16 protein-coding genes and 1 tRNA gene are annotated in these 19,630 nt (G+C 67.9%); 10 read left to right on the top strand and 7 right to left on the bottom strand.

Features of this window, described 5'->3' with window-relative positions; genetic code table 11:
• The first annotated feature begins 393 nt into the window (after nt 1-393).
• Nucleotides 394-2,679 (top strand): S9 family peptidase, encoded by a 2,286-nt coding sequence (locus MJD61_15245; GenBank protein MCG8556626.1) that lies wholly within the window; start codon nt 394-396, stop codon nt 2,677-2,679.
• A 50-nt stretch (nt 2,680-2,729) separates the two neighbouring features.
• Here the strand turns inward: MJD61_15245 and MJD61_15240 are convergent, their stop codons facing one another.
• On the bottom strand, nt 2,730-3,455 hold the full coding sequence (locus MJD61_15240) for a DUF4336 domain-containing protein (GenBank protein ID MCG8556625.1): 726 nt from the start codon (nt 3,453-3,455) through the stop codon (nt 2,730-2,732).
• A 207-nt stretch (nt 3,456-3,662) separates the two neighbouring features.
• Nucleotides 3,663-3,735: transfer RNA gene (locus tag MJD61_15235), tRNA-Phe, on the bottom strand.
• A 164-nt stretch (nt 3,736-3,899) separates the two neighbouring features.
• Here MJD61_15235 and MJD61_15230 point away from each other — a divergent pair.
• The 7 genes from MJD61_15230 to MJD61_15200 all read left to right on the top strand — a co-directional run bounded on the left by MJD61_15230 (nt 3,900) and on the right by MJD61_15200 (nt 10,271).
• Nucleotides 3,900-4,898, top strand: a complete 999-nt coding sequence (locus MJD61_15230) for an SseB family protein (protein MCG8556624.1) — start codon at nt 3,900-3,902, stop codon at nt 4,896-4,898.
• 104 nt (nt 4,899-5,002) lie between these two features.
• The gene (locus MJD61_15225) at nt 5,003-6,349 is read left to right on the top strand and encodes an aminotransferase class III-fold pyridoxal phosphate-dependent enzyme (protein ID MCG8556623.1); all 1,347 of its coding nucleotides are present in this window, start codon (nt 5,003-5,005) and stop codon (nt 6,347-6,349) included.
• Nucleotides 6,342-7,451 (top strand): acyl-protein synthetase, encoded by a 1,110-nt coding sequence (locus tag MJD61_15220; GenBank protein MCG8556622.1) that lies wholly within the window; start codon nt 6,342-6,344, stop codon nt 7,449-7,451. Before MJD61_15225 ends, MJD61_15220 begins: the two co-directional genes overlap by 8 nt.
• Entirely contained in the window at nt 7,448-8,695 is a 1,248-nt protein-coding gene (locus tag MJD61_15215) for a hypothetical protein (GenBank protein ID MCG8556621.1), read from the top strand. Before MJD61_15220 ends, MJD61_15215 begins: the two co-directional genes overlap by 4 nt.
• 141 nt (nt 8,696-8,836) lie before the next feature.
• Nucleotides 8,837-9,100, top strand: a complete 264-nt coding sequence (locus tag MJD61_15210) for a hypothetical protein (GenBank protein ID MCG8556620.1) — start codon at nt 8,837-8,839, stop codon at nt 9,098-9,100.
• A 27-nt stretch (nt 9,101-9,127) separates the two neighbouring features.
• Nucleotides 9,128-9,286 carry a hypothetical protein gene (locus tag MJD61_15205; protein ID MCG8556619.1) on the top strand — a complete coding sequence of 53 codons (159 nt, stop codon included), beginning with the start codon at nt 9,128-9,130 and terminating at the stop codon, nt 9,284-9,286.
• 73 nt (nt 9,287-9,359) lie between these two features.
• The gene (locus MJD61_15200) at nt 9,360-10,271 is read left to right on the top strand and encodes a carbonic anhydrase family protein (protein ID MCG8556618.1); all 912 of its coding nucleotides are present in this window, start codon (nt 9,360-9,362) and stop codon (nt 10,269-10,271) included.
• Here the strand turns inward: MJD61_15200 and MJD61_15195 are convergent.
• From MJD61_15195 to folK, 4 genes are all read right to left on the bottom strand, one after another.
• Nucleotides 10,268-11,884 (bottom strand): HAMP domain-containing histidine kinase, encoded by a 1,617-nt coding sequence (locus MJD61_15195; GenBank protein ID MCG8556617.1) that lies wholly within the window; start codon nt 11,882-11,884, stop codon nt 10,268-10,270. The genes MJD61_15200 and MJD61_15195 overlap by 4 nt on opposite strands.
• Nucleotides 11,885-11,966: 82 nt before the next feature.
• Complete coding sequence (locus tag MJD61_15190; protein MCG8556616.1) at nt 11,967-12,974, bottom strand: ATP-binding protein; 1,008 nt, start codon at nt 12,972-12,974, stop codon at nt 11,967-11,969.
• A gap of 91 nt (nt 12,975-13,065) precedes the next feature.
• The gene (locus tag MJD61_15185; GenBank protein ID MCG8556615.1) at nt 13,066-15,240 is read right to left on the bottom strand and encodes a TIGR02266 family protein; all 2,175 of its coding nucleotides are present in this window, start codon (nt 15,238-15,240) and stop codon (nt 13,066-13,068) included.
• A 224-nt stretch (nt 15,241-15,464) separates the two neighbouring features.
• Entirely contained in the window at nt 15,465-16,367 is a 903-nt protein-coding gene (folK, locus tag MJD61_15180; GenBank protein ID MCG8556614.1) for a 2-amino-4-hydroxy-6-hydroxymethyldihydropteridine diphosphokinase, read from the bottom strand.
• A gap of 137 nt (nt 16,368-16,504) precedes the next feature.
• Between folK and xseA the strand changes: the two genes are divergently transcribed.
• Complete coding sequence (gene xseA, locus MJD61_15175; protein ID MCG8556613.1) at nt 16,505-17,872, top strand: exodeoxyribonuclease VII large subunit; 1,368 nt, start codon at nt 16,505-16,507, stop codon at nt 17,870-17,872.
• Nucleotides 17,869-18,735 carry a shikimate dehydrogenase gene (locus MJD61_15170; protein MCG8556612.1) on the top strand — a complete coding sequence of 289 codons (867 nt, stop codon included), beginning with the start codon at nt 17,869-17,871 and terminating at the stop codon, nt 18,733-18,735. The genes xseA and MJD61_15170 overlap by 4 nt, the downstream gene beginning before the upstream one ends.
• A gap of 3 nt (nt 18,736-18,738) precedes the next feature.
• On the opposite strand, the gene MJD61_15165 is transcribed toward MJD61_15170, so the two are convergent.
• The coding region (locus tag MJD61_15165) for a LysM peptidoglycan-binding domain-containing protein (protein MCG8556611.1) at nt 18,739-19,630 on the bottom strand (892 nt) is incomplete at its 5' end.

The following is a 19,630-nucleotide window of genomic DNA, read 5'->3' as shown; positions in this document are numbered from 1 at the left end:
TCGAGCTGCAAGGGCATCGCCTGTTTCTGTCGAGCTGCGGAGGTCTGAGCGACGCACACGCACAGCTCGGCGGCTCGGTGCTGGGAGTGGAGCGAATCCTGTCGAACGCCGCCTAGCCGCAGTGGGCCGACGGGCCGCTCGCCGAGTGTGATGCTGGTGTTGCGTGCCATGGCTACCAGCATGTACCCGATACTGGTATCCCGCCGGCAAGGGTGACCCATGGCGCCGGGCCGGTGACGAACATCGCAGACATGGCAATGCGTCAGCGCCAACCGGGCCTCGATCCCGACAGGCCCGTGCCTAGGTCTAGGCCACCACGGAGCGCGCGCGCGCTGCATCCGTCGGCGTCGTTGCCAGTGACAACCGAGCAGCACTACCGTATACCCGGCGGCCATGAGAGTGCCTCCGCTTGCGGTGCTTGCTGCGATGTCGACACTCTGTGTCGTCATGGCCTGCGGGAAACCCTGGCGACGCAAGCCTGAGTCCGCGCAAGCGGCCGAGTCGAGCTCGGCGACGCGGGGTATGCCCGGCATGGCACACGCTGCTCGGGACGAGTTCCTGGAGCGCTACGCAGCAACGAACCGTTTCCGGCATGGCAAGCCCACGCGCATCACGATCACGCCGCAACAGGACGCGGTGCTGTTTCTGCGTTCGGGCCCGCGCAGCGCGGTACAGGAGCTCTATGTCTTCGACACCGCCACCGGGCAGGAGCGCCGGTTTCTGACCGCGACCCAGATCCTCGGCACGAGCGCGATCAAGCTCTCTGCACGCGAGCGCGCCCGGCGCGAACGGCTGCGCCAGTCGGCGCGCGGCATTGCCGGTTTCGAGCTCTCGCAGGACGGGACCAAGATCCTCGTGCCGCTCGCAGGCCGCCTGTTCGTTGTCGAGCGCAGCAGCGCGAAGGTGCGCGAGCTCACGGGCGAGGGCGGCTATGCCATAGACGCGCATTTCTCCCCCGATGCGTCGCACGTTGCTTGCGTGCGCGGGCGTGACCTGTACGTGATCGCGCTGGCAAGCGGAGCACAACGGCGTCTCACCCGTGCCGAGAGCGAGCACATCACGAACGGCCTGCCTGAGTTTGTCGCGGAAGAAGAAATGGGTCGATACCGCGGCTACTGGTGGTCGCCCGATGGCCGCCGGCTGGTCTACCAGCAGACCGACACCGGCGGCGTCGACACCTTGTTTACCCAAGACCCGAAGCACCCGGAGCGCCCGCCGCGCGCCGCGCCCTATCCGCGAGCCGGCACAGCAAACGCCGTGGTTCGCCTGGGCCTGATTTCGCTGCGCGGCGGCCAGACCCGCTGGGTCTCGTGGGACGACCGGGCGTTTCCCTACTTGGCGACGGTGACGTGGTCACGCAACGCGCCGCTCACCGTCTTGGTTCAGAACCGGCGTCAGACCGAGGAGCTGTTGCTCGAAGTGGACGAGCGCAGCGGCAAGACGCGAACGTTGCTGTCCGAGCGCGATGACGTGTGGCTCAACCTGCACGCCGGCATGCCTCGCTGGCTCCCGGACGGCAGCGGCTTCTTGTGGGTCACGGAGCGCAACGGCTTCAACGAGCTCGAGCTGCGCGCCCGGGACGGAGCTTCGCTCGGAGGACTGACACGTGCGTCGACGGGTTACGAGGCGCTGCTGCACGTGGACGAGGCCTCGGGCTCCGTCCTGATCCGAGCCAACCCGACTGTGCTCGCGAGCGAGATCCAGCGGGTCTTTTTTTCGACCCCGGAGAAGGCTCCGGAGCGTGTTACGCCCGCACACCACCGCGGTGTGTTCGGGCGCGGCCACGAGCTCTGGGTCGACATCAGCGAGGGCGCCGCCACGAGCTACAGCGTGCGGCGCGGCCGCCGCAAGCTCGGTGAGCTCGGAAATGCCGCCGAGCAGCCCCCTTTCGAGCCGAATCTCGAGCTCACGGTGGTGGGAAGACAACGCTTCCACGCGGCCATCGTGCGCCCGCGTGCGTTCGATCCGAAGCGCCGCTATCCGGTGCTCGTCTCGGTCTACGGTGGGCCGCACGCGCGTGTGGTCCACGGGCTGCGCCGTAACTACTTGCGTTCCCAGTGGTTCGCCGACCGGGGCTTTGTCGTGGTCGCGCTGGATGGTCGCGGCACCCCAGGGCGGGGACGGGCATGGGAGCGCGCCATCCACAGAAACCTCGGGGCCATTCCCTTGCAGGATCAAGTCGCCGGCCTGCAAGCGCTTGCAGAGCGCTACCGAGAGCTCGATCTGGCCCGCGTCGGCATCTTTGGCTGGTCGTTCGGCGGCTACATGGCCGCGCTTGCGGTGGCTCGGCGTCCCGATGTGTTTCACGCGGGGATCGCAGGCGCGCCTGTCACCGACTGGGCCGACTACGACACCCACTACACCGAGCGCTACATGGGCCTGCCTCAAGAAAACGTGGCGGGCTATCGCGACGCCTCGCTGCTGACGCACGCTGCCGGGCTCGAACGACCGCTGCTCATCATCCACGGCACGACCGACGACAACGTGTACTTCACGCACGCGGTAAAGCTCGCCGACACGCTGTTGCGCGCCGGGAGGGAATTCGAGTTCGTGCCGCTATCCGGTTTCACCCACATGGTCGCCGACCCCTCCGTGACCAGAGCGCTGCACCAGCGCATGCTCATGTTCTTCAGGCGCGAGCTTGCGTCCCCGGCTCATGCCAGTGCCGAACGCGGCTGAACAGCCATGGGCGCCGCATGCGAGCGAGAGACCTCGAGGTGCCGGTCTAACTACAGCGAGCTTTGGCCCGCCTCGGTGGGGTGTGCAGTGCGGCGCGCTTCGCCGCGCATCCACCACAATGCGGCCTCGAGCACCTTGGGGGCGTTCGCTTCGACGACCTCGCCGTGCGCGGGGACGACTCGCTCGAACGACCAGCTGAGCAGCTGTGCGATGCTGCGAGCCGTCGCATCGCGATCGTTCGTCAGCATGCGACAAAGGCGGCTCTGCTCGCACTTGCCAAGCGCGCCCGAGAATGTCTTCAGCACAAACCGGCTCATGCCGGACGCCTGCAAGATATTGAACACGAGGTCCGTCACCACGAGGGTGCGTGATGATTTGTGCACAAAAACGACCTCGGAGAGCTTCTCCGCGCCTTCTATGCGCATCATGTCGACTGCGGGACAGAGGGCCGCTCCCGTCAGCACACCGTCGAAGCGGAGCTTGGGCTTCTTTTCGGCGAGGCCAGGTGCGCCGAGCAGGCGAGCCTGCGGGTACAGGTCCTTGGCCGCCTCCAAGTACCTGTAGTGCAGCAGATTCGGACCCACGAGCAAGTGAACGGGGCCTATCTGCTCGAGCTCGATGGCGAGCCCGTTATCGATACCGATCGGCGCGATCAGGATGAGCCCCTTGTCGTCTTTCAAGACGGTCATGCGCAGGGGCAGAGACGCTCCCATGCCGATGCTTACCGTGGTTTCGGCGCCCCAAACGCCCTCTGCGATGTGTTTCAGTCTTGCCATGCGTTTAGGTCCAGGGCCCGTGGAGGAATAACTCGTGTGTTTCGGTGAGGACTGGGCGCCGCTGGCGGGGCGCGACGGCGAGGAGTGTTGGGGATTCCTAGCGTGTCATGGTGCTCGGCGAGGTGAAGTCGGTGTCACAAAGCGGGCATCACGGACGCAGTGGACGACGCCAAGATCAAGAAACCCCCGAAAACGGGGGTCTTGCTGTGCCCAGGGACAGAATCGAACTGCCGACACGGGGATTTTCAGTCCCCTGCTCTACCGACTGAGCTACCTGGGCGTGGCCGGAGCCGGACGCACCATACATGGAGCCAGGGGGGTGTCAAGAATGGCCGGGTGGGGTCGGCTTGGGCCCGCATTTTCGAGATACGCTCTGCGCTTGGCGGGGGCCCGGGGAGGCAGAATCTTGAGGTGTTCGCGGGGGGGTGCGCTAGAATCCAAGGTATGGGAGGTGCGCAGGACGCTGGACAGGGCTCTGCTCGAGAAGCGTTCGTGCGCCTGCTCGGCGATGCGCAAACGAGCGAGCAGGCGCGGGTAGATGCCCTGGTGGCGTTGTCGCAACGTACCGTATTCGTAGCTACCTGGCCCGGGCTCGATGAGGAAATCCGAACCCTGACCAACAGCGAGGGCACCAGTGCGATGCCGGTGTTCACGGATGTCAACACGCTGGATCTGGCGGCCCGGCGCTACGGCTGGGTCAACCCGGACGGTTCGGTCTTGTGGCGCGAGATCGGGGCCCGAGCCGCGTTCCGGCAGGCGTTGGTGCGGGAGCTCGATCTGTTCGTGGTGGACATTGGCACGGCCCACTCGGTGGAGTTCGCCCGGCCGGAGATCGAGCCGCTCATCGATGCCCGCCTGCACGACACGACCAAGGGACCTTTTGCCGGCGCCGGTAAGGTGTCAGAATCCATACTGAAAGCCGTGCGCAAGTCGCAACCTCCGGCGTCGCTGGCGGACTCGCTCAAGGCAGCGCAGCAACCGCTGGCCCCGGTGCCGCCACTACCTGCGCACAGGGGTCCGGTGCCGCTGCCCTCCATTCCTCATGCTGCCGGCATGGGTGCTTCGCTGAGCCCGGCCAGGCAGGCTTCCTCGCGCCAACCGCCAAGCGGTCCCGCCGCAGCCTCGGCTACGGTGGTCAACCTGGTTGCACCGAGCGCGCAGATGGCTGACGACGTGCTGAACGCGCTCGCGGCATCGCTGAGGGACTACCCCGAAGTGGAGTGGGCCGCCGAGGTCGGGCGTGCGGATGCGCCCCGCTTGCGCATGATTGGATTGCGCCTGGACCCGTCCTATACCGAGCGCGCGCAGCAAATCATCGCGGGGATGAGGGAAGCGAGCGCGATGCGAGCCAGCCCGATCGAGGTGATGTTGCTCACCGACCCGGCTGCGGTGCGCGCCGCCCGACAGCACGGCCGGGTGTTCTTCCCCTGGCGGAGCAAGTAGGGCGAGTGCCGCGGCTCGCGCGGGGTTGCCCGATGCCGGGCGCACTGGCCGCAGCGGCCGCGGCGGCTTGACCCGCGCGTGTCGGCCGAGCACATCCATGTGTCGTGCAGCTCGGTTCCCAGCATCCCGACGTGGTTTCACCCCTGCCCGGCAGGCAAGGCGATCGCCTGCTGGCCGCCCTGTCGGCGGCGGAGTGCCCGGCGCTCACGGCGCGACGCGCGCGACGCGCTGAAGCCAGCGGTGCCCTCCATGATCCGATCGTGTGGGCGCAGGCGTGCGGAGCCAACGTAGTTGACAGCGATGGCAACCGCTATGTGGACCTCACTGCCGGATTTGGCGCCGCTGCCGTGGGTCATCGTCATCCTCGCGTGGTGGCTGCGATACAGCGTCAGAGCGAGCGTCTGCTGCATGCGCTGGGAGATGTCCATCCCGCAGACGTCAAAGTGCAGCTGCTGCAACGGCTAGCCGAGCTTGCGCCCTTCCGGGGCGCTCGGGCGATGCTCGGCCTGAGCGGATCCGACGCGGTCGAGGCCGCGCTCAAGACCGCTCTGCTCGCCACCGGCAGGCCGGGGATCGTGGCCTTTGAGGGCGGCTATCACGGTCTCGGTCACGGCCCGCTCGCCGCCTGTGGCTACCGAAGCTCGCTGCGCGCACCGTTCGCTGGCCAGCTCAATCCTCACGTCGCATTTGCGCCGTATCCCGGCAGGGCCGGGGCTGCTGCCGCGGACACGCTGAGCGCGGTCATGCAGTGCTTGAAGAGCGGGCAGCTCGCTGTGGGCGCGGTGCTGATCGAACCGGTGCTCGGGCGGGGCGGCATCTACGCTCCACCCGAGGGGTTCATGGCTGTGCTCGCCGACTTGTGTCGAGCGCATGGCGCGCTGCTGGTCTTCGATGAAGTCATGACCGGCCTGGGACGAACGGGTGCGACCTGGCGCGCACAGCGTGAAGGCGTGGAGCCGGATCTCGTTTGTGCGGGCAAGGCCCTCGGCGGCGGCATGCCCGTCAGCGCCTGCCTGGGTCGAGGCGCTATCATGACGGCTTGGGGCGAGCCCGGCAGCGAGGCATTGCACACGGGCACGTTCTTTGGCCATCCGCTCGGTTGTGCCGCGGCGCTCGCGGCACTCGATGTGCTGGAGGGCGACCAGCTTGCCGCGGCCGCGGCTCGCACAGGAACATGGTTGCTCGAGCGGCTGCGCCGCTGCTCAGAAGATCACCCGTGCGTCCGCCAAGTTAGGGGCACGGGCATGATGCTAGGCGTGGAGCTCGACAGCGGGCGCCGCGCCCTGCGTGTGGTGCGCAGCTTGCTCGAACGTGGCTATCTCACGCTCACGGCCGGCCTCGACAACGAGGTGCTGTCGCTCACGCCCCCCTTGACCATCGACCGGGCCCTGCTGGAAGGCTTTGCGTGCGCACTCGAACAGTGCCTCGAGCGCGAGCGGCGGGATGCCTGAACGCGAGCGGCTTCGTGCACGAATCGTGCGCTTGATCGATCGCTTGGCGGACGGCAGCAGCGACGAGCCCGCGCGCAATGCGCTTCTCGGCGAAGTCCTGGCCTGGCAGGCCCGACACGTGCCTCCCTACGCGCGGCTCTGCAGCGCGCGACTGCAGGGCACGCCGCGCGACCCGAGCCAATACCCTGCCTTGCCGACGGATGCGTTCCGTTTCGCCCGCGTGGCGGCCCATGCTGCCCGCGACGACACGCGCGTGTTTCGGACCTCCGGTACGAGCGATGCGCGACGCGGGGTGCATGCGCTCCGCGACCTATCGCTCTACGACCGTGCGGCCAGCGCATCGGCCAAGTTGCAGCTGTTTCCCGACCTCGAACGTATGGATCTGCTGATCCTGGCGCCGAGCGAGGCCGAGGCGCCCGACTCTTCGCTGTCCTATATGCTGAGCCGTTTCGTGGCCTGGTTCGGAGCCCACAGCGTTTTTGCCTGGCGTGCGGGGGCGCTCGACGCCCGCGAGCTCGCGCAGCGCCTCGAGCAGGCCTGTGCGACGGGTCGGCCGATCGCGTTGCTTGGCACTTCGTTTGCGTTCGTGCACGCCGACGCTGCGCTCGGCAGCAGGCGTTTCGCGCTGCCGCGAGGCAGTCGCATCATGCAGACGGGTGGGTTCAAGGGGCGCTCGCGCGAGGTAGCGGCCGCAGAGCTGCTCGCGCTGCTTGCCGGCCGCTACGGCGTTGCTCCGGCTTGGATCGTCCAGGAGTACGGCATGACCGAGCTGTGCTCGCAGATGTACGAAGCGTCGCTGCGCGAAGCGTGCATGGCGCAACGGCGTTCCACTGACCTGCGCGCGACGGGCGCGCGTGCACTGTGGGTTCCGGGCTGGGTGCGCGCCCAACCGGTGGATCCACAGACGCTTCGACCCGTGCCGGAGGGTCACGAGGGGCTCTTGCGCATCGATGATCTGGCCAACCTGGACAGCGTGTGCGCGCTGCAGACCTCGGATCGCGCCCGGCGCATGGGCAACCGGATTCAGCTGCTGGGACGCGCCCGTGGCGCCGTTGCGCGCGGCTGTTCGATCGCAGTCGATGCCGCGCTGGGCAAGCGGTGAGCAGCCTGGCTGCAGACGACCCGGTACGTGCTCGCGCGTTGCTCGATCGGCTGCGTGAGCGTTCCGAGTGGTTGCGCGCGCAGGCACCCGCACGCGCGGCCGCGGCGATCGCTGCCGCCGCCCGTGATCTGCTCGACGAATCCAGCCCGCACGGCATCCGGTTGCGCCGCGAGCTCCAGCAAACGACCGGGCTGAGCCTGCCCCTTATCGAATGGGGCCTTTCGAGCACGCTTGGCGGCGCTACCGCGCGCCGGCTGAGCACGCTCGCGGCAGTTGCCAAGACACGAAGCACCTTGGCGGTTCCGGCTCGAGTGGTGCTGCTCGTGCTGGCTGGCAACGTTTTCAGCGCGGCGTTTCGCGAGCTTGCGCTGAGTTTGCTGCTCGGCTGCCCGGTGTTGGCAAAGGCGTCGCGCGAAGACGACGTGCTGCCCCGTCTGTTCTGCGACGCCTTGCGCCAGCGCGATCCCGAAGTGGGCTCCGCCTGCGAAGTGCTCACGCTGCCGGCCGGCTCCGAGGCGATGGATCGTGTGCTGCTGCAGCGAGCGGAGGTCGTGGCCGTGTTCGGCAGCGATGAGACGGTGGCTGCGGTGCGCTGCGCGATTCCAGCCACGGTGCGACTCGTCGTGCACGGTCACGGTTTCGGCGCGATCTACGTGCCGAAGGCCGCGCTCTGCAAGCCGGCTCGCGTGCGCGAGGTTGTGCGCCGCGTGGCGCTCGACGTAGCTGCGTACGACCAACGCGGCTGCCTCTCGCCGCATGCGATCGCGGTGCAGCGCGGCGGCAGCCTGGATGGGTCGAGCTTTGCCCGCCTGCTTGCTTCCGCCCTCGCCCGTCTCGAACGCCGCCTGCCAAGGGGCCGGCCGCCGGCAGATGTCCAGGCGACCCAGATGCAGTGGCGGGGCGTTGGAGCCGCGCGCGGCACCGTGTTCGAAACGCCCGATTTCGCGGTGAGCTACGAAGGAAGCGAAGCGCTGCGCCAGAGTCCTGGCTACCGCAACGTGGGTGTGTACGCCTGCACGAACGCGGAGGCGCTGGGCGCTTGGTTGGCTCCAGCTGGGGCGCACCTCAAGTGTCTGGGCATCGCAGCCGATCGCAGCCAGCGCGAACGTGTTGCGGCCGAGCTACCCGCAACCCTGGCGCCTCGCGTATGTGGCGTGGGGTGCATGCAGAGCCCGCCGTTGTCTCGTTTGTCCGACGGCGAACCGGCTTGGCGGGGGCTGCTGCGCTTCATCGAGCTGGGTTAAAGCGCCGACGCCGGGAGAAATCGACAACCACCCTCAAAAAGCGGAGCGGAGGGGCTTTTAGCTTCGCTTGCACCCTGATAGGTTCCGCCCCACAAACCGCGGGCCGCGGTTGGTCGCCGTAGAGGAGCCTGGATGTCTTGGATGCAGTTGTGTAGTTTCGTTCCCAGCTCGGCCACTGTGCGTGTGGGGTGCCTGTGGGCGGTCATGGTGGCAGCGTCTGGCTGCGGCACGGTCGAGAACAACGCCAACAATTGCTACGCGATTGGCGTGGAGGGCGCCTGTCTTGGTGCGCCACCTGCAGATGCAGGCGGACCACCTGCAGATGCAAGCGCCGACGCCGATCCGGGCGATGCTGGCTCGGACGCGGGCGCGGACGCTAGGCCCATCCCGGCCGGCCCCGCTTGAGAGGCGTTCGTCGATGGTTCCAACCGCATGGGTGATTCCAACCGCATGGGTGATTCCAACCGCATGGGTGATTCCAACCGCATGGGTGATTCCAACCGCATGGATGATTCCAACCGCATGGATGGTTCGCACGAAGTATCACGTCTGGCCCGTGGATCGAGCAACTGGATGGTTCTGAAAGCGTGAGGATTCGGCCATCGGGCATGGCGAGCTGTGATCAATCAGCTCGGACAGTGGGTTACGAAGAAAGGTAGTCACTATGATTCGGATTCTGCTTGTGGTCATGGCAGCCACGCTTGTCGGTTGCCTCGAGGTCAAGAACAACGCCAACGATTACACGGAAGCGCAATTCCCGGATGACACCACGGAGATCTCGGTCTCCAACACGGCATCCAATACGAACAACGCGCTCGCGGGCCCCGGCGCAGCGGCCGGCGGCGGAGCCACGGGCATGGGTGGCGAGGGCGGCATGATGGCCACGCCGCACTGGGGCTACTCAGGCCACGAGGGTCCACAGCATTGGGGCGATCTGAGCCCCGCGTTCGAGCAGTGCAAGCTTGGGATGGAGCAGTCTCCCATCGACATCCAGGCGAGCGCGGCGACGCCCACGGATCTACCCAACATCCACTTCAACTATCAGCCGTTCCCGCTGGAGATCGTCAACAACGGCCACACTATCGTGATCAACGTCGAAGAGGGCAGCCACATCGAGGTGGGCGGTTCGGTCTACGAGCTGATTCAGTTTCACTTTCATGCGCTCAGCGAGCACACGATCGACGGCCAGCACTCCCCCATGGAAGTCCACTTCGTTCATGCGAACGCCCGCGGTAGCCTGGCTGTCGTGGGGGCCATGATGGAGGTAGGGCCCACCGAGCACCCGGACTACGCGGCTATCTGGGCACATCTGCCCCAACAGAAAGGCATGCCCCATCAGGTCGCAAGCGTCATGGTCGACGCCACCGATTTGATGCCTATGTCGCAGCAGAGCTATCGCTATGCAGGCTCGTTGACGACGCCTCCCTGCTCCGAAGGGGTCGCCTGGCACGTGCTGACGGACCCGGTAATGCTGTCGCAAGCCCAGATCGACGCCTTCACCGCGATCTACGACCACAACTACCGTCCGGTTGGGGATCTGCACGGCAGGCAGGTCCTGCTCGATAGCACTCCCTAGATCTCGCTCGCGCATCGGGTCGCCAGCTTCGACGCGGATCGGGCATGGCTGCGGCCGCGCTCCCGAACGGGTAGGGCGACCGTCAGCGTGGTGCCGGCGCCGGCACGCGTTTCGCACCAGGCGTCGCCGCCGTGTGCCTGCACCAGACCCCGCGCTACCGCCAACCCCAGGCCGAGGCCGCCTATGCGGCGACCCGAGGGCTCGGCGATCTCCTGAAAGGCCTCGAAGATGCGAGCGCGGTCCTGTTGTCGGATGCCTGCGCTGGCATCGACGACGTCGACGCGCACCTGGCGCACGGGGCCGGGCGGCCCTTGGGCGACGCGGGCCCGCAGACGAATCACGCCGCGATCCATGGCGCGCATCGCGTGGCCAAACAGGCCCATGACGGCCTTCACCACACGCTCGGAGTCCACATAAAGGGGCGGCAGCCCGGGCTGCAGCTCGGCACGGATCTGCAGGTCGCGCCGCACAGCAAGCTCGCCGGCCTGACGCGCCGCCTCGGTCAGGATCTCGACTGCGGGGATCCACTCCAGGCGCAGGTCGATGCGCCCGGCTTCGAGGCGTGCCCAGTCGAGCGTCTCGTCGAGCAATCGCAGCAGATCCCCGGCGCTTCGCTGGATGGTCCGCACGCTGTCGCGTTGCTTGGACGTCAGGGGACCATCGGCACCCAGCACCATCAGCTCGGCGAAGCCGAGGATCGAGTTCAGGGGGCTGCGCAGATCGTGGCTCATCGAGGCGACGAAGCGTGCTTTGAGCCGCTGGGCCTGCTGTACGGCCTGCTGCGCCTGGCGTTGCTCCTGGGTGAGGGAAGCGAACCGCTGCGCCAGGCCGTCGACGGCGTCGACGAGCGTGCGGGCTTCCTGAGTGCCGAGCCTGCCCCGAATCGAGGCAGCCTTGCCTTGGTCCCGACCGATTTCACGGACATGCGCGGCGAGCAGCGAGAGGTCACCCGACGCGCGCCGGCCAAACCCGCAGGCCATCGCTGTCGCGACGCCGGCGCCGAGCAGCGTGCCGATCGGAACCGCAGCCGCGGGCCAAGACAGCGTGCCGGAGGCGGCGTGGATCACGAGCGCGGCGTTCGCGGCGAGCCACGCGAGCGGCAGGCCCGCGCCGGCCGCCAACCACACGGCGGCGCTTGGGTGTCCGGTCTCGGGAACGTGAGCCGCGTGCACGTGCCGCAGCCAGCTCCAGATGATGCGCGCGCTTGCCGACATGAGCGGTGGCGCGCAGGTCGCGCATGCGGCGGCCAGGCAGATGTCCCACAGCAGCCGGGTGAACGCAGGCGACACTCCTGCGAGCGGCGCGTTGCTCGCGAGCAGCAGACCCAGATCGACCAACGGCACGAGCGCACCTGCGCCAGCGCAAAGCCACGCGCCGATGGGCCAGGTGTAAGCGTCGCGCACCGCCGCGGCGGAAGGTGGCACGGTCTGCTCGCCGTGCGACACGGCGCGGGCGCGTTTCAGGGCGCGAAACAAGGGTAGGGTGCGGGCGCGGAACACCGCGAGCAACGCGCTCCAGACGCCTACGAACAGCAGCACCTGCAAGATGAGCACGAGGGCTCGAGCGGCGAGCTCACCCGGAGTGCGAACCGCGACCACGAGCAGTGCCGGCACGGCCAGCAGCGCCTGCCCGATCCCGGCTGCGATCCCCGCTCTCAGGAGCTTGCGCCCAAGTTGCTCGGGAACTGGCAGCGCGTCAGCCGTCAGCCGCCTCCTCTTCGACCCAGGCAGGCAGGGTGACCTGGAACTCGGAGCCTTTGCCGAGCTCGCTCCGCAGGTGGATGCTTCCGCCGTGCAGCTCGGTGAGACGCCTGCAGATCGCGAGGCCGAGTCCCGATCCAGCCTGTCGTTTGGCAACATCCCCCACCTGCTCGAACTCTTCGAAGATTCGCCCGGCCTCGTTTGCGGCGATACCGATGCCGGTGTCACGCACGCTGAGCACTACGCTGCGGTCCTGTGCTCTGGCCGCCAGCGTCACGCTGCCCTTTTCCGTGAACTTGAGCGCATTGCTTGCCAGATTGATGAGGATCCTGCGCAAACGTCGCTGATCACCATCGAGCGGTGGAAGACCAGGTGGGACATCGACGACGATGCTCACGGGACGCGTGCGCCTCTGCCCCTCCAGCATCTTGGCTGTGTTGAGCACCAGGGCCCTTACATCCACGGCAGTGCGCTTGAGCGTCAGCTTGCCGGAGGCCATGGCCGAGAGCTCCAACACATCGTTGAACAGATTCAGCAGGTACTGCCCCGATGTCTGCATGATGCGCAGGTCCTCGCGCTGTTCCTCCGTCAGGGGTCCGTCGATTTCCTGGACGAGTATTTGCGCGAAACCAAGAATCGTATTGAGCGGCGTGCGCAGCTCGTGACTGATCGAATCCATGAAGGCGGTTTTGTAACGGTCGGCATCCTCGGCGGCGCGCAGCAGGTGCTGGCTGCGCTCCAGGGCTTCGAGCAAGCGACCTCGCAACGCGTCGAGCTCTCGAGTCAGCGCGGCGCTCGCGTCGAGGTCGACCATCGGGATCGGCCGGTGCCAGCGATCCTCGTGCGCCATGGATTCCAGTGTTCGAGCGAGCTCACGGGGTCCCCAAGTCAGGCCCTGGACCGTCCAGGCGCTCAGCAGGCAAGCGACGCCGCCCAGCATGCTCACCGTCGCCACGGACCACGGCGCAAAGCCGCGGTGCACCATGAGTGCCAAAACCGACACACACACGCCCGCGCCCAACATGCAAGCCCCCCACGCCAGCCTCTGCGGTGGTCTCAGAGCGGGCATCGGCGTGCGCGTGTACCTCCTACGCCTAACCGAATGGGTTGTCGGGGATGGGTTCGGGCGCCTTGGGCCTGGGCGCGTCAGGCCTCTTGGGCTCGGCCTCGCCGGTTTCGTCCGAGGGCTTGACGGCCCCCTTGGCAGCGGGCTTGTCCGCCACAGGCTCGGGTGGCCTGGCGGATCCTGTTTGCGCAGGGGCGGCGCCGGATGGCCTGGCGTCCGGCTTGCCGCTTGGAGGTCGTGCCTCGGGCGCTTTGGCCACCGGTGCCGGCGCTGCGACTGCGGCCGGTCCCGCCTTGCGCGGGCGCGCGCCGGGTGCCGGTCGAGCTTGCTTGCGCTCGAGCGTCAAGCTGACCTCCGCTCGCATGGCGCCCTCGTGCGGTGCGAACTCCGCGAGGCGCAAGCGCCGTGAAACCGAGCGATAGCCTGCCTTGGCAGCGGTCACGGTCGCGGCGCGTGTGAGTCTTCCTAGCGGCAGCAGCGCCGGGCTGACCACGCTGATCCCTTGGGCCCTGACCTCGGCGCCCTCGGGTGAAGTCGACACCTTGACCACGTACCTCATTCGTTCGAGCCTCAGCTTTGCCGTCATGCTGCCGGTGCCCCGCGGCTTTAGCTCTTTCCTGGCCGTCTCGTAGCCTCGCATCCGAGCTTCAACCTCGACCCTCTCACCGGCCGGCAGCGACACGTCGATCGGAGCAACGCCGCGTGGCTTGCCAGCGACGAACACCCGTGCGCCAGGGGGCCTCGACTCCAGGCGGACCTTGACCGTACGGACCCCGACGACGAGGTCGGCTGGCGCCTCTGGCACGGCCCCAGCAGCCTCCGGCTCGCTCGGGCTCGGTTGCTCGGCGGCACGCGGTTGCTCGGCGGCACGCGGTTGCTCGGCGGCACGCGGTTGCTCGGCGGTACGGAGCTCGGCTTCGGCCACGGGTTGCGGGGCCGATGGCTGCGCCGGCTTGTCAGGTACAGGCTCGTGGGCTGTGTCGGCGGCCATTTCCGCTGCCCCGGATGCGGGCTCGGGTGCCGGGGTCCGCTCTTGGTGTGCGGTCGGGCGGCTGCCGCCAGCAGGCGCCAGTACCTGGCTGAACACAACGTACGAGACGAGACCAAGGGCAGCTACCGCCGCAGCCACCGAGAACAGCTTGAAGCGCGGGGGCGGCGGGGTGCTCAGTATCGGGGCCGGTTGCAACGCAGGAGCCGCTTCGGCCAACACCGGAGCCCGCTTGTGCGGTTGGGTTGGCTCGAGTCGTTGCGTGGGCCTATCGTCGAGCGCGGCGTTCTGGTTCGGCTCGAGCGGCTCGCTTGCCGCGGCGCCACCTTTGTCGTCCGCCGCCAGCGTCGCGCCGCTGCTCGGACCGGTGTCGGTTGCTGGCTGCTCCGCTTCGACCGGTTGCTCGGTTGCTGGCTGCTCCGCTTCGACCGGTTGCTCGGTTGCTGGCTGCTCGATTCCGCTCTGCGCGGCGGATACGGACGCCTCCTTGAACGGGGCCGCTGCCGGCGCCTGCTCGGCCGGGGCAGCGGTCGATTGCAGCACGCGCGTCGCTTCCCGGCCGGCCTCGCTGTCGCGCAGCGCCTCTGTCAAGAACTCGTCGGTGACACCGCTTTCATCGATCGCGGCTGCTCGGGCATCCAGTCCGAGCTCCTTGAGGAGTGTGCTGTGAGGCACTGCCCGTGTCACATCATCGTCCGGCGCTCCTTGCTTGCTTGGTTCTGCCGGCGCTTGGACTCCGTCTCCTTCCTGGGTCGTTGCCTTGCGGCGGCTCGCCCGGAACACACCGGTGGGCGCGGGCCGCTCCTCACCAACGGGTGGGCGGATGGTCTCGCGTTCCTGATCGCGTCGCGGCGTGCCTCGCTCGTACTGGGCCGGCAGCTCGCCGCGGTTTTTGACGATGTGATCGACGAGCTCGCGACTCTTGGCGCCCATCTTGATGAACTTGATGCCCATACCTGCGGGCAGACCGTTGTCTCCGGTGAACTCGCGCCGCCAAACCACGCGTCCGACGCCGTGAATGACCGGGGTCTGGTCGCGCAGCTGAAACTCGAACTTGAGCAGCGTGCCGACTTCCATCGGCTCCTTGGTACGAATGAACAGGCCACCCCTCGAGATGTCGCCGCTGTAGTGCTCGACAAAGTCCTCGATCGTCGCGCTCTTGAAGCGCATTTTCACGGAGACCGCTGCGCGCGGATCCCGGCGAGTATCAGGCATTGCTCCGAAATCCTCGGTCCGGGTTCTTGGGACAGAGCCCGTTGTCTGCCAGCATCCGGTTTTCTTGCATATGCGAGCAGCCTGGCACAAGGAAAACCCGGCGCCCAGACAGGCTATGGTACCGCCCAGACCCCTGGACCACAATCAGTCACCGTCGGCGAAGTAACCGTTCACGGGGGTCTTTCGCTTCGACGATGGGCTTCCCGGGCGCTCTTCTGGGCGGTTTACGTCCCATCAACTCGCACCATGGCGTACCCCGTCCCACCGTAATCCCGCAGGTGCACCCCCAGCACGCGTCGGCATACCAGCGATCGGCCGGCGCTACAGCCCACGAGTCGGGCATGGCAGGTGCCTCGGGCGCTGCGCACGATAGCCACGTGGCTGGGAGCAAGGCCGTCCTCGCAAGCCTCGAGCACTCGTTGTGCGAGCGCGGCCGGCTCGCTGCTTCGCACCGAGACCTGGCGCACCTGTTCCCGCCGCACACGCCCGACCCTACGCAAGGGTCGCCTCGCAAAGCTGGATCCCAACGCCGCACAGGCGAAAGCCAGCGCATCATCGACATCGCGGCCCCAGGCCTCCGTGGCAAGCTCGCGGCCGAACGCGAGCTGGCGCCACCCGCCTGCTCCGCTCGACATGGGCAGCGCGCACAGGGGCCAGGCCGAGGTTGGGGGCCCTCCCAATTGCTCCAGGCGCCCGGCGTACTGCGTGGCGAGCTCCGGGACGACTTCGAGCAGAGGAGCAAGCGCAAAGGCGCGCTCGGTCAGCCGGGGGTGAGGCAGGGTCAGCTCCGCGCGCGAACGCCGCCCCTGCCCGCTCCACAGCAGGTCCAGGTCAAGGCTGCGTGGACCCCAGCGCTCGCGACGCTCGCGTCCCAGCGACCGCTCGATGTCGAGCAGCACCGCGAGCAGCTCGTCGCAGCTCATCCGGCAACGAATCCGTAGGGCACAATTGAAGTAGCGCGGCTGCGGCGGCCCGATCGCCTCGGTCTCGAACACGCGTGAGACCGCCTCGATCGTGCAGCCCGCTGTGGCGCGCAGCAAACGGATGGCGGCCCGAATGCAAGCCTCGCGCGAGCCGAGGTTAGCGCCTGCGCCGACCACGGCCAGATGGGATGGGGACGTTACCACCAGCATTCCTTGCGGCCGTGCCTTGCCGGCGACGCCCGGTCCTCTGCGATCTGCACAGGCTATTCGTGGACGGGCCCGAGCCGATGCAAAAACCAGTTAAGATAATAGCGCGGGCATGTTTACATAGCGCTGTCACCATGTCGACGCTGCCGCTGTTCGAGGCCAACAAGGGAGGGCGCGGACCCCGCGTGCTGCGTGTCGCCGCCCTGAACCGGCTGGTGCGTCTGGGGCTGGAGCAACAATGGCGCGACCTTTGGGTCGAAGGCGAGCTGTCCGATGTTCGAGTCGCCGCGTCGGGGCACGTTTACTGCAGCCTCAACGACGAACAGGAGCCGGCCCAGCTGCGGGTTGTGATGTTTCGAACCGACGCCCGCAGAGCCAAAGCCAGGCTCGGCGATGGCGAGCGCGTACGGCTGCGGGGCATGCTCAGCCTGTTCGAAGCGCGCGGCACCTTCCAGCTGATCGCCCGGCTGGCGCTGCCGGCTGGCTGGGGAGCGCTGCATGCCAGGTTCGAGCGGCTGGCGCGCAAGCTGCAGGCCGAGGGCCTGCTGGATCCTGCCCGCAAGCGCGTGCTCCCCAAGTGGCCTCGCGTGGTCGGCCTGGTCACCAGCCCCTCGGGGGCGGCCGTGCACGACGTCAGCGAGGTTGCGGCGAAGCGCTGTCCGGTTCGGCTGGTTGTGGCGCCCTGCACGGTGCAGGGGCGGGGCGCCGAAGGCTCGATCATCGAAGCGCTCGAGGCGATTCAGCAGTTGCGCGAGCTCGACGTGGTGATCATCGGGCGCGGCGGGGGCGCGAGCGACGATCTGTCCGTGTTCAACTCCGAAGGCGTGGCGCGGGCCATCGCCGGCTGCCGCGTGCCAACCGTCAGCGCCGTGGGCCACGAGGTGGACGTCACGCTGGCCGACTTGGTCGCGGACGTGCGAGCAGCAACGCCTTCGAATGCAGCCGAGCTGGTCGTGCCTGATCGGGAGGCGCTCCTTGCAGAGCTCGAGGCCCACACGCGCGCACTGGAGCAAGCCATGGAGCTCAGACTGGAACGCCTGCGCTTGCGGCTCGAGCGCAGTGCGCAACGGCTGCCCGATCCCACGGGCGCGCTCGTCCAAGCGAGACGCGGTTTGGAAGCGCTCGAGCACGCGCGCGACACTCGCCTGAAGCTGGTCCTGCAGGCCCTGCGCGATCGAGTCGAGGTGTGCCAGCACCGGCTCCTGCGCCACGATGTGCGCCGCTCGCTCGAACGTGACCGGGCGGCGCTAACCAGTCTCGCGCTGCGCCTGCGTGCCGCGACCACACCGGCGCTCGGAACGCGGCGCGGCCGCTTCGAACGCGCCGTCGCTGCGCTCGATGCGCTCTCGCCGCTCGCCATCCTGCAGCGCGGCTACGCCATCGCGTCGGATTCCCTGACGGGCAAGGCACTAACCGACGCGGCAGCGGCAGCCGTCGGTCAGCCCGTGGCGGTGCGGTTGCACCGCGGTGTCCTGCACACCCGTGTGGAGCATACGACATGAAGCCGGCGATCCTGCGCGTGTTCGGCGTGCTGGGCTTTCCGGTCGCCCACTCCAAGTCTCCTGCCATGCACAACGCTGCCTTTCGCGCGCTCGGTCTTGACGCCGTGTATGTGCCCTTCGCGGTTGAGCCTGGCGCGCTCGGGGACGCTCTGGCCGGCGTGCGCGCACTGGGTCTCGGCGGCGTCTCCTTGACGCTGCCTCACAAAGAGGCCGCGCTGAGCTTGATGGACGAGGTGGAAAGCGAGGCCCGGGCCGTGGGTGCGATCAACACGGTGCTGCACACTCGCAGGGGACTCACCGGCGCCAACACCGATGCAAAGGGGCTGGCTAGCGCGCTGGTGGAAGCGGGTATCGTGCTCAGGGGGTGCGACGTGGTGGTGCTCGGCGCGGGGGGCGCGGCCCGGGCCGCGGTGATGGGGCTTCGGGGCGCCGGTGCGCGACGGATTTGCGTGGCGGCTCGACGCGTGCGGCAAGCGGAGCGGTTGATAGCCACGTTGCCTGCCAGTGACACGGAGCACAGCGCGAGCAGCCTGGGCCCTGAGCTTGCTGGCAGCTTCGCGGGCGCCGACGTGCTCGTACAGGCGAGCAGCGCTACGCTGGGCGATACGCCCGAGGCGCGGGCCTTTGCCTCGGCCCTGCCGATCGACCGGCTGCCGCAGCATTGTGTGGTGCACGATCTGGCGTACAGTCCGCTCGTAACAAGCGTGCTCGAACGGGCGCGCGAACACGGTTTGCAGACCGTGGATGGCCTGACCACGCTGCTGCATCAGGGCGCTCTGGCATTCGAGCGTTGGACGGGGCGCGACGCGCCTTTGGCTGTCATGCGCGCCGCACTCTACGCTCCAGAGGCGGTTGAGCCGTAGCTTTCACGGCACGCCGCTTTGCTTTCGCTGGCGCACTGGGCCTGCCTGTGCGCGCCTCGTCCGTGCTTTGCGAAATGCCTCGAGCACGCGTGGAGAAGTCTGCACGCGGTCGAGGGTGAGTCCAGGTTCACGTTCGAGCGCAAGCCGCAGCGCGGCCACAGCCAGCTCCTCGCGCTCCAAAGCAACGTAGGCCACGGCCAGCTCCCGCTGCAGCTGCACGAATTGGCCGCTGGTCAGGTGCGGCTCGGCCAGCAGGCGGCTCGCCATCGCTACGGCTTCGGCGTAGCGGCCACGACGTACGTGTTCGCCAAGGCGCGGCAGCTGCCCTTGTGTGATCGATTGCTCGGCGCGAACCTGTCCACCCAAGACCGTGGCGCCTGCGTTCTTGTGGACCAGCTCCCGTCCCGTCTTCGAGAGCACCAGCGTCGGCAGCGGCACCAGCACGATCTGGCCCCGAGCCACGCTGTGGCGAAGTCCGGAGTTGAAGCGCCGCAGAAAGCCCCATCGGTTGGGATTGGCGTAGTACAGTTTGGCGATTTGGCTAAGCGTTTCGCCCCGTCGTGCAACGTGACGTACCGGATAGGGCACAACGATTTCGGCGCCGGTGTCGGGTGAGCGGCCCACCTGGGCGTCGTTGGCTGCTACCAGGACGTAGGCGCGCCGCGCAGCGCCGTAGTAACGCCGCGCCAGGTCGGCCCAGGTCTCGTCGGGCCGAACCACGTGGAACGACACCGTGGGAATCCGCAAGCGCAGGCCGACGACTATCGCCGAGCCGCCCTCGGTGGTCAGTCCGTTTTCCGCAACCAGCACCCGCTCGAAGCGGGGCTCGCCGTAGTAGCGCTCCGCGATCGATGCCAGGGTTTCGCCTTGTCGTACGATGTGTACGATCGCGTTG

The organism is Pseudomonadota bacterium, from assembly GCA_022361155.1.
Classification (GTDB): Bacteria; Myxococcota_A; Polyangia; order Polyangiales; family JAKSBK01; genus JAKSBK01.
This window is presented reverse-complemented; position numbering and strand designations above follow the sequence as displayed.

Bases quoted from the DNA above. Each gene is read 5' to 3' on its own strand.
- MJD61_15245 (MCG8556626.1), top strand. From the start codon at position 394: ATGAGAGTGCCTCCGCTTGCGGTGCTTGCTGCGATGTCGACACTCTGT.
- MJD61_15240 (MCG8556625.1), bottom strand. From the start codon at position 3,455: ATGGCAAGACTGAAACACATCGCAGAGGGCGTTTGGGGCGCCGAAACC.
- MJD61_15230 (MCG8556624.1), top strand. From the start codon at position 3,900: ATGGGAGGTGCGCAGGACGCTGGACAGGGCTCTGCTCGAGAAGCGTTC.
- MJD61_15220 (MCG8556622.1), top strand. From the start codon at position 6,342: ATGCCTGAACGCGAGCGGCTTCGTGCACGAATCGTGCGCTTGATCGAT.
- MJD61_15210 (MCG8556620.1), top strand. From the start codon at position 8,837: ATGCAGTTGTGTAGTTTCGTTCCCAGCTCGGCCACTGTGCGTGTGGGG.
- MJD61_15205 (MCG8556619.1), top strand. From the start codon at position 9,128: ATGGGTGATTCCAACCGCATGGGTGATTCCAACCGCATGGGTGATTCC.
- MJD61_15200 (MCG8556618.1), top strand. From the start codon at position 9,360: ATGATTCGGATTCTGCTTGTGGTCATGGCAGCCACGCTTGTCGGTTGC.
- MJD61_15185 (MCG8556615.1), bottom strand. From the start codon at position 15,240: ATGCCTGATACTCGCCGGGATCCGCGCGCAGCGGTCTCCGTGAAAATG.
- xseA (MCG8556613.1), top strand. From the start codon at position 16,505: ATGTCGACGCTGCCGCTGTTCGAGGCCAACAAGGGAGGGCGCGGACCC.
- MJD61_15170 (MCG8556612.1), top strand. From the start codon at position 17,869: ATGAAGCCGGCGATCCTGCGCGTGTTCGGCGTGCTGGGCTTTCCGGTC.